The 11518-nt window shown below is 72.0% G+C and carries 13 protein-coding genes; 6 read left to right on the forward strand and 7 right to left on the reverse strand.

Annotated features, from left to right (window positions below; translation table 11 throughout):
* Window positions 1–132: 132 nt before the first annotated feature.
* Complete coding sequence (locus ACFWBB_RS18655; protein WP_385273092.1) at window positions 133–483, reverse strand: SsgA family sporulation/cell division regulator; 351 nt, start codon at window positions 481–483, stop codon at window positions 133–135.
* Window positions 484–706: 223 nt separating this feature from the next.
* Between ACFWBB_RS18655 and ACFWBB_RS18660 the strand changes: the two genes are divergently transcribed.
* The 6 genes from ACFWBB_RS18660 to ACFWBB_RS18685 all read left to right on the forward strand — a co-directional run bounded on the left by ACFWBB_RS18660 (window position 707) and on the right by ACFWBB_RS18685 (window position 5786).
* The gene (locus tag ACFWBB_RS18660; protein ID WP_385273095.1) at window positions 707–1768 is read left to right on the forward strand and encodes an energy-coupling factor ABC transporter permease; all 1062 of its coding nucleotides are present in this window, start codon (window positions 707–709) and stop codon (window positions 1766–1768) included.
* 4 nt (window positions 1769–1772) lie between these two features.
* Window positions 1773–2534: a cobalt ECF transporter T component CbiQ gene (gene cbiQ / locus ACFWBB_RS18665; protein WP_385273098.1), complete on the forward strand. Its 762-nt coding sequence runs from the start codon at window positions 1773–1775 to the stop codon at window positions 2532–2534.
* A complete protein-coding gene (locus tag ACFWBB_RS18670; protein WP_385273101.1) occupies window positions 2522–3322 on the forward strand; it encodes an energy-coupling factor ABC transporter ATP-binding protein in 801 nt (266 codons plus the stop codon). Before cbiQ ends, ACFWBB_RS18670 begins: the two co-directional genes overlap by 13 nt.
* Entirely contained in the window at window positions 3319–3786 is a 468-nt protein-coding gene (locus ACFWBB_RS18675) for a MarR family winged helix-turn-helix transcriptional regulator (protein WP_385273104.1), read from the forward strand. The genes ACFWBB_RS18670 and ACFWBB_RS18675 overlap by 4 nt, the downstream gene beginning before the upstream one ends.
* Before the next feature lie 179 nt (window positions 3787–3965).
* Entirely contained in the window at window positions 3966–4421 is a 456-nt protein-coding gene (locus ACFWBB_RS18680; RefSeq protein WP_385273106.1) for an organic hydroperoxide resistance protein, read from the forward strand.
* 186 nt (window positions 4422–4607) lie between these two features.
* Window positions 4608–5786, forward strand: coding sequence for a serine hydrolase domain-containing protein (locus tag ACFWBB_RS18685; protein WP_385273109.1), 1179 nt, complete (start codon window positions 4608–4610; stop codon window positions 5784–5786).
* A 3-nt stretch (window positions 5787–5789) separates the two neighbouring features.
* Here the strand turns inward: ACFWBB_RS18685 and ACFWBB_RS18690 are convergent, their stop codons facing one another.
* From ACFWBB_RS18690 to ACFWBB_RS18715, 6 genes are all read right to left on the reverse strand, one after another.
* Window positions 5790–6062 (reverse strand): DUF1876 domain-containing protein, encoded by a 273-nt coding sequence (locus tag ACFWBB_RS18690; RefSeq protein WP_351767667.1) that lies wholly within the window; start codon window positions 6060–6062, stop codon window positions 5790–5792.
* A gap of 74 nt (window positions 6063–6136) precedes the next feature.
* A complete protein-coding gene (locus ACFWBB_RS18695) occupies window positions 6137–7000 on the reverse strand; it encodes an arylamine N-acetyltransferase (protein ID WP_385273112.1) in 864 nt (287 codons plus the stop codon).
* Between the two features lie 45 nt (window positions 7001–7045).
* Window positions 7046–7891, reverse strand: a complete 846-nt coding sequence (locus tag ACFWBB_RS18700) for an EamA family transporter (RefSeq protein WP_385273115.1) — start codon at window positions 7889–7891, stop codon at window positions 7046–7048.
* Entirely contained in the window at window positions 7888–8214 is a 327-nt protein-coding gene (locus ACFWBB_RS18705; protein ID WP_385273118.1) for a YbaK/EbsC family protein, read from the reverse strand. Before ACFWBB_RS18705 ends, ACFWBB_RS18700 begins: the two co-directional genes overlap by 4 nt.
* 266 nt (window positions 8215–8480) lie before the next feature.
* The gene (locus ACFWBB_RS18710) at window positions 8481–10706 is read right to left on the reverse strand and encodes an MMPL family transporter (protein WP_385273121.1); all 2226 of its coding nucleotides are present in this window, start codon (window positions 10704–10706) and stop codon (window positions 8481–8483) included.
* A 138-nt stretch (window positions 10707–10844) separates the two neighbouring features.
* On the reverse strand, window positions 10845–11450 hold the full coding sequence (locus tag ACFWBB_RS18715; protein WP_385273124.1) for a TetR/AcrR family transcriptional regulator: 606 nt from the start codon (window positions 11448–11450) through the stop codon (window positions 10845–10847).
* Between the last annotated feature and the right edge of the window lie 68 nt (window positions 11451–11518).

Here is an 11518-nt window from a genome sequence, read left to right on the forward strand (position 1 = left end):
CACACCCGGCGGCTGACGCCCGACGGCCGGCAGCCGCCGTGACCCACGGCAACCGGGCGGGCCGCGTCGTGACCCACGGCAGCCAGGCGGGCGGCGGCGTCGCTGACGGGAACCGGGCGGGCCGCGCCGTCGCTAACGGCTGACCGGCTGTGCGGTCGCCGTGTAGGTGCGGCGCAGGAACCGCAGCAGCGTCTTGGACTCGAACTGGACGACCGAGACACCGTGCGCGGAGTGGAACTCGACCACGACCTGTACGCGCCCGCACGGCCAGACCCGCACCTCGCCGGTGCCGGTCGGGGCGCGCAGCCCCTGTTCGAGGAGGGTGCGGGGGAAGGTCCACTCCCGGCGGTCGGGGAGCCCGACGCGCACGGCCCGGGGTTCCTCGGGGTCGTAGCGCAGGACGACGGGTACGGCCGTGTCTTCCGCGACCCGGTCGGCGTCGGTGACGATGTGGGCTCGCGCGTACTGTTCGACTACAGACATCGGCCGACCCTCTCACGCAGCGTGACCTGAGCGGAAGCTATGAATCCGCTCCCCCTCCAATGTCGCATATTTTGCGGATTACGCTGCCCCGTACCGACGTATCTCACATGTGCGATACACGGAGGCCGCCTGCGCCGCCCTCGCCGGCCCCGCCGTCCCTCCTCCGAACTCACAAGCTTCTCGCTCTTGCGAACTGTTCGCATTAAGCCACTATCATCGTCGGGTGCACGTACCCGACGGATTCATCAACGCCCCGACCTCGGCCGTGACCGGAGTCGTCGCCGCCGGCGCGATCGCCGTGAGTCTGCGCGGCGCGCGCCGGGAGCTCGACGACCGGACCGCGCCGCTGGCCGGCCTCGTGGCGGCGTTCATCTTCGCCGTGCAGATGCTGAACTTCCCCGTCGCGGCGGGAACCAGCGGACACCTGCTCGGCGGCGCGCTCGCCGCGATACTCGTGGGCCCCTACACAGGTGTCCTGTGCGTGTCCGTGGTCCTGCTGATGCAGGGCATCCTCTTCGCCGACGGCGGACTGACCGCGCTCGGCGTGAACATCACCGACATGGCGATCGTGACGACGGTCGTCGCGTACGCCGTCTTCCGCGGCCTGGTGAAGGTGCTCCCCCGCAGCCGCCGGTCCATCACGGCCGCGTCCTTCGTCGCCGCCGTACTGTCCGTGCCCGCCGCCGCCGTGGCCTTCACGCTCGTCTACTGGATCGGCGGCACCACCGACGTGGCGATCGGCAGAGTGGCCACCGCGATGATCGGCGTGCACGTGCTGATCGGCATCGGCGAGGCCGTGATCACGGCGCTGACCGTGGGCGCCGTCGTCGCCGTACGGCCGGACCTGGTCCACGGCGCGCGCGATCTGCGGCAACGGCTCCAGTTGCGGGTGCACGGTGAACTCGTCGACGCCCCGGCGGCCGAGGGGACGCGCACGGCGCCCGTGGCGGCGCGCACCTCCCGGCGCACGCTGTGGGTGACCGGTCTGGTCACCTCCCTCGTCCTGGCCGGCTTCGTCAGCTTCTACGCCTCCGCGAACCCCGACGGCCTGGAGAAGGTCGCCACCGACAAGGGCATCGACCAGAGGACCGTGAAGCACGCGTCCAGCGACTCCCCGCTCGCCGGCTACGGCGTCAAGGACGTGACGGACGCCCGCCTGTCCGGTGGGCTCGCGGGCGTGATCGGCGTCGGCGTGACAGTCGTCGCGGGCAGCACGGTGTTCTGGGCGGTGCGCAGGCGCCGGACGGGCGACGACGTGTCGCCCACGGCCGCAGAGAGCGTCTGACGTCGTGGGCGCGGGGCACGCGCACCGGCTCTACCGGCACGGGCACTCGCCCGTGCACGGCCTGCCGCCGCACACCAAGCTCGCCGCCTCCTTCGCCTTCGTGGTCGTCGTGGTGTCGACGCCGCGCGAGGCGATGTGGGCGTTCGGCCTGTACGCCGTCCTGCTGGCCCTCGTCGCGCGTCACGCGCGCGTGCCCGCCGGTTTCCTGCTGAAACGGCTGCTGATCGAGGTGCCGTTCGTCGCGTTCGCGGTGCTGATGCCGTTCGTGGCGCAGGGCGAGCGGGTGGACGTCCTCGGCCTGTCGCTCAGCGTCAACGGGCTCTGGGGCGCCTGGAACGTCCTCGCGAAGGGCACCCTGGGTGTCGCCGCCTCCGTCCTGCTGGCGTCCACCACGGAGCTGCGTGAGCTGCTCCTGGGCCTGCAACGCCTGCGGCTGCCCCCGCTGCTCGTGCAGATCGCGTCCTTCATGATCCGCTACGGCGACGTCATCACGGACGAGATGCGGCGCATGCGGATCGCCCGGGAGTCGCGCGGGTTCGAGGCGCGCGGCGTGCGGCACTGGGGAGTGCTCGCCAAGTCGGCGGGCGCACTGTTCATCCGCTCCTACGAGCGCGGGGAACGCGTGCATCTGGCGATGGTCAGCCGGGGGTACGCCGGCTCGATGCCGGTGATCGACGAGGTGACCGCGTCGCGGGCGCAGTGGTCGTACGCCCTGACCCTCCCGTTCGCCGCCCTGGCGGTCTGCGTGTTGGGATGGGCCCTGTGACTGACGCCCTGACCGACGCCGTGACCGACTTGGTGACTCCTCCGCCCTCCCTGGAAGTGGCCGGTCTCGCCTTCGCCTATCCCGACGGACACCAGGCCCTGTTCGGCGTGGACTTCTCCGTCGCGCGGGGCGAGCGGGTCGCGCTGCTCGGGCCCAACGGCGCCGGCAAGACCACCCTCGTGCTGCACCTCAACGGCATCCTCACCGGCGGTGCGGGCACGGTGACGGTGGCCGGGCTGCCCGTCGGCAAGCAGCACATGGCCGAGATCCGCCGCAAGGTCGGCATCGTCTTCCAGGACCCGGACGACCAGCTGTTCATGCCGACGGTCCGCGAGGACGTGGCGTTCGGACCGGCGGCGGCCGGGCTGAAGGGAGCCGCGCTGGAGGCGCGGGTCGACCACGCGCTCGCGCAGGTCGGCATGGCCGAGTTCAAGGACCGTCCGCCGCACCACCTGTCCTTCGGCCAACGGCGCCGGGTGGCCGTCGCGACGGTGCTCGCGATGGAGCCGGAGATCCTCGTCCTGGACGAGCCGTCCTCCAACCTCGACCCCGCCTCACGTCGCGAACTGGCCGACATCCTGAGGTCGTTGGATGTCACGGTCCTCATGGTCACGCACGACCTGCCGTACGCCCTCGAACTGTGCCCGCGCGCCCTGATCCTCAGCGAGGGCGTGATCGCGGCGGACGGCCGGACCGGCGATCTGCTCGCCGACGACGCCCTCATGCGCGCGCATCGCCTGGAGCTGCCCTTCGGGTTCGACCCGCGCTCGGCGACAATGGGTGCGTGACGAACGAGGCACCGACCGCCGCCGGCAAGCTGCTCCTGGACGAGCAGCTGTGCTTCGCGCTGTACGCGGCCCAGCGCGCGGTGACGGCCGCGTACCGGCCGCTCCTGGACGAACTGGGGCTCACCTACCCGCAGTACCTCGTGCTGCTGGTCCTGTGGGAGCGCGGTGAGACGACCGTCAAGGAGCTGGCGTCCGCCCTGCGCCTCGACTACGGCACCATGTCGCCGCTGCTGAAGCGGCTGGAGGCGGCGGGGCTGGTGCGCCGGGAGCGCTCGGCGCGCGACGAGCGCTCGGTACTCGTCGCGTGCACCGGGCGCGGGGAGGAACTGAAGGGGCGCGCGGAGCGCGTACCCGGCAACCTGCTCGCGTCGACGGGACTGGAAGCGGCGGAGGTCGCGCGGTTGCGCGAGGACCTGTGGGGGCTCGCGCAACGTGCGCAGGGCGCGGCGGACCGCACCCGCTGAGGCCGGCGGAGGGTACCCGCCGAGGCTGGGGACCGCTTCCGCGGAGGCCGGGGACCGCGTCCGCCGAGCCCCGGAACTGAAGTTACCCCCGGTTACCACCCCCTGATAGGCATGCGCCTACCTACCGGCCGGTACCTTGTGCACGATGTAATTGGGCAAGTTCTGGGGGAGGTCCCGCCGTGACCGAAGGCACCGCCGTCGAAACCGTCGACACCCGTCCGACGAAAATCACGTATGTCGCCGAAGCGACCGCGCACGGCGGCCGCGACGGGTTCGTGACCAGTCAGGACGGCCAGATCGAGCTGAAGGTGGCGATGCCGCCGGCGCTGGGCGGGGACGGCAACGGCACCAACCCGGAGCAGCTCTTCGCGGCCGGTTACAGCTCCTGCTTCCACAACGCGCTGATCCTCGTCGGCAACCGCGCGGGCTTCGACCTCACGGGGTCGACGGTGGCCGCGAAGGTCGGGATCGGCCCGAACAAGCACAAGGGCTACGGACTGGCCGTCGCCCTCAGCGTCTCGCTGCCCGTCCTCGACCGTGAGGTCGCCGAGAAGCTGGTGGACGCCGCCCACCAGGTGTGCCCGTACTCGAACGCCACGCGCGGCAACATCGATGTGACGATCATCCTCGGCTAGCCGAAACAGCGGGACCACCGGGACACCGTGACCACCGGGACGCCAGGACGCCAGGACGCCAGGACGCCAGGACCAGAGGACACCAGGACCTGCGGGGCCGACGGGACCTGCGGGACGAAGGAATCGCAGGCTCGGCGGGGGTGTTCCCCCAGGGGTTGAAGGCGAGCTTCGAGAGGGCGTGCGGGCGTGGACGTGAGCGGTGCGGTGGCCGAGGGCTTCGAGCCGGTCCGGGAGGCGTTCGTACGGAACTTCGAGATGCTCGGGGACCGGGGCGCGGCGGTGACCGTCTACCGGGACGGGCACAAGGTCGTCGACCTGTGGGGCGGCACCCGGGACGTGGACGGTGCGGCCGGCGACGCCCCCTGGGAACAGGGCACCGCGCAGATCGTGCGGTCGGCGACGAAGGGCGTCGCCGCCGCCGCACTCCTGCTGCTGCACCAGCGCGGCAGACTCGACCTGGACGCACCCGTGGGGACGTACTGGCCGCAGTACAAGGCGGCCGGCAAGGAGCGGACCCTCGTACGGCACCTGCTCGCGCACCGCGCGGGCGTGCCCGTGCTGGACCGGCCGCTGACGCCCGCCGAGGCCGCCGATCCCGACCTCGGCGCGGCGGCGGTGGCGGCGCAGGCGCCGGCCTGGGAGCCCGGGACGGACCACGGGTACCACGCGCAGACGTACAGCTGGCTGACCGGGGAGCTGGTGCGCCGGGTCACCGGACGGACTGTCGGCGAGTGGGTCGCCGACGAGATGGCCGGGCCGGTGGGGGCCGACCTGTGGCTCGGGCTGCCACGGACGCAGCACGCGCGCGTGGGGCGCGTGGGGCAGGTGGACGGGCCCGCGCCGACGGGTGCGCTGAAGACCCGCCCCAAGCCTGCCGTGACCGCCGCCTACGCCGATCCCGCCTCCCTCACCCGCCGCGCCTTCGCCGCGATCACCCCGCTCCCCGACGAGAACGACCCGGCCTACCGGGCCGCGGTGCTCCCCGCCTCCAACGGCATCGCAACCGCGGACGGCCTGGCCCGCTTCTACGCGTCCCTGATCGGCGAGGTGGAGGGCGGGACGAGGCTGCTGCGCCCGGAGACCGTGGAACTGGCGCGCGGCGAGCAGTCCTCGGGCCCGGACCGGGTGCTCGTCGTGAACACCCGGTTCGGTCTCGGCTACATGCTGCACGGACCCGCGTCCCCGCTGCTGTCCCCCACCTCCTTCGGACACCCGGGCCGCGGCGGCGCGCTCGGCCTCGCCGACCCCGAGTCGGGTATCGCCCTCGGATACGTCACCAACGGCTTCAGGACGAGCGTGACGGCGGACCCGCGCGCGCAGGCGCTGCTGCGGGCGGTGCGGACGGCCCTGGCGGCCGGGCGCTGACGCTCACACGTTGATCGAGTGCGACCTGCGGCCCGAGTCGTCGTCGATCTCCACATGGGCCTTGGTCAGCAACTGCATGGCGATCTCGTTGAGGGCGCGGGCTCCGGCGATCTCCTCGCCGACCCGTGGCTGGTCGATGTCCACGTTGTGCCGGGTGGCATGGCCCTGGGTCCTGATCTCGGTCCCGTCGGGCAGGCGCACCAGCGCTACCGCGCGCGTGTGCCGGCCGTCCTCCTCGAACTCCAGCTCGACATGCCATCCGACAGTGGTGTGCATAGCGGTCATGGGGTCACCTCCGGAAGTCCTGTTTCCAGGGTGCTCCCGGTAGCGCGCGGACGCACCCAGTCGGCTCAGGGCAGCAGACGCGTTCCGTCCGGAACGGCGATGCCGAACTCCTCGTCGAGGACCCGACGCGCCTCCGTCTCGTTCGTCAGCTCGCGCCGCTCGACGGTGCCGTCGGCGTGCGTCTCGGTGAGAAGCGGTCCGTCGAGAAGAAGGTGACGGCCGGGGGTGCTGCGCTGGACGTAGGCGCGGCTGCGGAACGGTGAGCGGGGGTTGGTCGCGATGTGCCAGTTGATCACCTCGTAGTCGGGCCGCTCGAAGGGTTCGACGGTGAAGGCGTACTGCGCCCGCCAGACGCCCGCCCCGGACTCCCCGTGCGCTTCGTGCGCTTCGTGCGCTTGCAGCACCCACAGCCGCAGCGGGCCGCGGTGCGGGGCGTGGACGAGGCGATGGCGGCGGCCGGCGCCGTGGAACTCGACGTCCGTGGTGAGCGGGACGGGTTCGAGCAGGGCTCCCGGGGCGCCGAAGCCGACGTCGGCGAGGTACGGCCGGGGGTCGCCGGGGACCTCGACGAGGAGCGCCATGTGGGTGCGGGGCCGGTCCTCGAACCGCTGGGCGCCCAGGACGACCCGCGCCGTCAGCAGGGTCACCCCGAGGCCCAGCGCCTCCAGGACGCCCGCGAGCAGCATGTTGTGCTCGTAGCAGTAGCCGCCCCGTCGGCCGGTCCGCACCAGCTTGGCGATCAGGTCGGCGGGGGCGAGCGAGGGGACCGTGCCGCGCAGCGGGTCCAGGTTCTCGAAGGGGATGGCACGGCTGTGGGCCAGGTGCACGCCCCGCAGGGTCGCCGCGTCGGCACGGCGGTCCCCCTCCCAGCCGATCCGCCGGAAGTACGCGTCGAGCTCGTCGGGGGCGAACGGCGTCGTCTCGAACATGACGTCACCCTAGCCAGCCGAGCACCGCACGATCGCAGGAGCGGATCAGCCGGTGTGCAGCATCAGTCCGATGCCGACGACGAGGAGCCCGGCGGCGACGAGGCGCGGGGCACCGAACCGTTCCTTGAAGAACACGGCCCCGATGGCCGCTCCGACGATGACCGACGATTCCCGCAACGCGGCGATCGGCGCCAGTTCGGCCCGGGTCTGTGCCCACAGGACGAGGGCGTACGCGAGGACGGACAGCGCGGAGCCGAGGAGGCCCAGGGCGGCGAAGGGGCGGAGGACGGCGGCGGTCCGCCCGCGCCAGCGGTGGACGGCGTAGGCGGGGATGACGGCCCCCTGTACGGCCATCAGCCAGGCGACGTACCCCAGGGAGGACCCGGAGGCGCGGACGCCGAGCCCGTCGACGACGGTGTAGGCGGCGATGGTCAGCCCGGTCGCCAGCGCGGCCCCGATCGCCGCCCAGTTCGGCCGTCGGCCGCGCAGTCCCCACAGGGCGACGCCGGTCAGTCCCGCGCACGACAGCGCGACGCCGGCGGCCGCCCAGCCGTCCGGCACCTCGTGCGCGAAGACGGCGGCGAGGACGGTGACGACGAGCGGCGCCGAACCGCGCGCGATGGGGTAGGCCTGCCCGAAGTCACCGAGCCGGAACGACCGCATCAGCAGCACGTAGTAGACGATGTGGATGAGGGCGGAGGACAGCAGGTACGGCCACGCGCGTGCCGCCGGAAACGCGGTGAACGGCACGAGCGCGAGCCCGACGAGCATGCCGCCGCCGGCGATCAGCGTGAACCCGACGAGCTTGTCGGTGATCCGGTGGGCGATGGCGTTCCAGCTGGCGTGGGTGATCGCGGCGAACAGGACGGCCGCGGTGACCAGCGGGGTCACGCGGTGTGCTCGCGCACGTCCACGAGGGTCGCGTCGGCATGCCGGACCAGTTGGTCGGGTGCCATGGGGAAGACGACGTGCGGGTTGCCGGCGGCGGCCCGGACGACGTCGTGCGCGAGCAGGTTCCGGTCGGCCGGCACCCGCGTCCGCGTCCGGTGCCCGAAGGGCGGCACGCTCCCGATCGCGTACCCGGTGCTCTCCCGTACGACGTCGGCGGCGGTCCGGGTCACCCCGGGGAAGCGGCGGATGCGGGGGTGCAGATGACCGAGGCCCAGGTCGTGCAGCGCCTCGGCGAATCGGGGGTGCGCGGCTGTCGTCGTCATGCACGGCACGCTAGCGGTCGGTGTACAGGGCAAGCGAGCGGGTTGTGCGCAGCCCGGGACGGCAGACGGGACGCGCGGCAGCGGGTCGCGCGCCGGACGGGACGCGCGCGGGCCGCGCGGGGGGTCGGGACGCGCGCCGGCGCCGCGCGGGGCCGGCATTGCGAGGCGTGGCGCGCGGCGGAAGCCGTGGAACCGCGAGAAGAAGCCGGTGAGGGCGCCCCGTCCCCACGGAGCCCTCACCGGCGGTCTTCAGGTGGACCTGTACGTCAGGCGCGTACCAGTTCCCGGTCCTCGTCGCCGTCCCGGGAGGCGGCGGCCTCGTCCCGGGTCCTGAGTCCCTCGCCCTCGACGTCGACGTTGGGCAGCGCGCGGTCCAGCCACTTCGGCAGCCACCAGGCCTTCTTGCCGAGCAGGGCGAGCACCGCGGGCACGATCGCCATGCGCACGATGAACGCGTCGAAGAAGACGGCGATCGCGAGGCCGAAGCCGATCATCTTGATCATCGACTCGCTGGAGCTGATGAAGCCGCCGAAGACGGCCATCATGATGATCGCGGCGGCGGCCACCACCTTGGCGCTGTGCCTGAAGCCGGTGACGATGGCCTGGCTCGGGCTCTCGCCGTGGACGTACGCCTCCCGCATCCGGGTCACCAGGAACACCTCGTAGTCCATCGCGAGACCGAAGACCACGCCCACCATGAAGATCGGCATCATCGACATGATCGGGCCGGTCTCCTCGACGCCGATCAGGCCGCCGAGCCAGCCCCACTGGAAGACCGCGACCACGGCGCCGAGCGCGGCGAGCACGCTGAGCAGGAAGCCGAGGGCCGCCTTGAGCGGGACCAGTATGGAGCGGAAGACCACGATCAGCAGCAGGAACGCCAGGCCGACCACCAGCCCCAGGTACGGGATCAGCGCGTCGTTGAGCTTCTGCGAGAAGTCGATGTTCATCGCGGTGGTGCCGGTGACCAGGACCTGCGCGCCGGTGTCGGCCCTGACGTCGGTGCCCTGGTCACGGATCGCGTGCACCAGGTCCTCGGTCCGGGTGGAGGAGGGCTTGGAGTCCGGGATCACGGTGATCGTCGCGGTGTCGCCGGCCTTGTTGAACATCGCCGGGGTGACCGTGACGACGTCCTCGAGGCCCTTGATCCCGTCGGTCACCGAGGTGGCCGCCGCCTTGGGGTCGTCGCTGTTCTTGGCGTCGACCACGATCATCAGGGGGCCGTTGAAGCCGGGGCCGAAGCCCTCGGACAGCAGGTCGTACGCCCGGCGCTGGGTCGTGGACGTCGGCTGTGAGCCGTCGTCGGGCAGGCCCAGCTCCAGCTGGGTGGCGGGGACGGCGATCGCGCCGAGACCGAGCACGCCGAGCAGCAGCACGGCGGCCGGCCGGCGGATGACGAAGCTCGCCCAGCGGACGCCCGGGCCGGGCCTGGCCGGCTTGGCCTGCGGGCCCTTCCCGCCGGTCGGCCCGCGCTTCTCGCCCGTGGCCTTGACCTTCTTGCCCGCGTACCCGAGCAGCGCCGGGATCATGGTCAGCGCGATGAGGACGGCCACCACGACCGTGCCCGCCGCCGCGAGGCCCATCTTGGTCAGCATCGGCACGTTGACGACCGCGAGGCCCGCCAGCGCGATCACCACCGTGAGTCCCGCGAAGACGACCGCCGAGCCGGCGGTGCCGGTGGCGCGGCCGACCGCCTCCTCGCGGTCGCGGCCCTCGGCCAGTTCGCTCCGGTACCGGGAGACGATGAACAGCGCGTAGTCGATGCCGACCGCGAGACCGATCATCAACGCGAGGGTGGAGGTGGTGTCGCCGAGGTCGAGCGCCTTGGCGAGGACGGTGATGGTGGAGACGCCGATCCCGACGCCGATGATCGCCGTCAGCAGCGGCAGTCCGGCCGCGACCAGCGAGCCCAGGGTGATGACGAGGACGACCGCGGCGATCGCGAGACCGACGATCTCGCCGATCGCACCGGGCTCGGCCCCGGCCTGGAGGGCGTCGCCTCCGACGTCGACGGTCAGGCCGGTGGCCCGGGCCTGGTCGCCCGCCGTCTCGAGGGCGTCCCTGGTGGAGTCCGCCAGCTCCATGCCGGGCGCGTCGTACTTCACCGACGTGTAGGCGACCGTCCCGTCCTCGCTCACGGCGTTGGTGGTGAACGGGTCGGTGACGGAGACGACTTCGGAGCCGTCGCCGAGCGCCTTGACGGTCTTCTCGACGGTCGCCCTGTTGGCGGCGTCCGTCATCTTCTCGCCCTCGGGCGCCTTGAAGACGATACGTCCGGTCCCGCCGTCGGCGCTGGCTCCGGGAAAACGCTGTTCCAGCAGGTCGAAGGCCTTCTGGGCCTCGACGCCCGGGATGGAGAAGGAGGTCGATCCGGCGGCGGGCGCGGAGGCGGCGCCGACGCCGGCGAGGGTCAGCAGCGCCACCCATATCAGGGCGACGTAGTGGCGTCGCCGGAAGGCGAACCGGCCTAGTTTGTAGAGGAACGTGGCCACGGAGGCGTACTCCCGGTCAGGTCGTGGTGTGGGGACACAGGCCCCAAGGGCAGGGTTGACCAACCCGGCGGGGAGAGCAGGGGTGATCGGCCCGACGACGTGAGCGGTGACGTCAGGATGGGCGGACCGTGGGGACGGTCAGGTGGTGGTGGTGACGCCGAGGGCGGGGAGGACCACGGCGTCGATGTACGCGAGGAGGAAGGCCTGCGTCGGCGGCTGCTCGTCGAGCATGGTGCGGGCGGCGAACGCGCCGATCATCATGTGCGGCACGTAGTCGAGCGCGGGGTTGTCCGCACGGACCTCGCCCTGGTCGATCGCCCGCTGGAGCACAGTGCGGAACTCCGCCATCTCCGGCTCGACGAGATGCTCCTTGAACGCCTTCAGGAGGTCCGGGTTGCCATGGATGGCCATGGCCAGTCCTCGCATCAGCGCGGAGTTCTGCTCCATCTCGCAGTCGTCCGAACGCAGGGTGAGGGCATGCAGGTCGCCCCTGAGTGATCCGGTGTCGACCTCGCCGGCGGAGGCGCCGGGCTTGTCGTACCGCACCGCCTTCGCCACCAGCTCGGCCTTGCCGCCCCACTGGCGGTAGAGCGTCGCCTTGCTGGACCGGGTTCGAGTGGCGACGGCGTCCATGGTGAGGGCGTCGTAGCCCACCTCACGGAGCAGGTCGAGCACGGCCCGGTACAGCTCGGCCTCGCGCTCGGGCGTGATGCGACTGCGACGCGCCGTTGCGATCTCAGTCATGCCACTCACCTTCCGACTCCGTCCTCGCCCACTCTTCTCGTACACCATGAAGATACCCCGAGGAGCAG

This window comes from Streptomyces sp. NPDC060000, assembly GCF_042737375.1.
Taxonomy (GTDB): Bacteria; Actinomycetota; Actinomycetes; order Streptomycetales; family Streptomycetaceae; genus Streptomyces.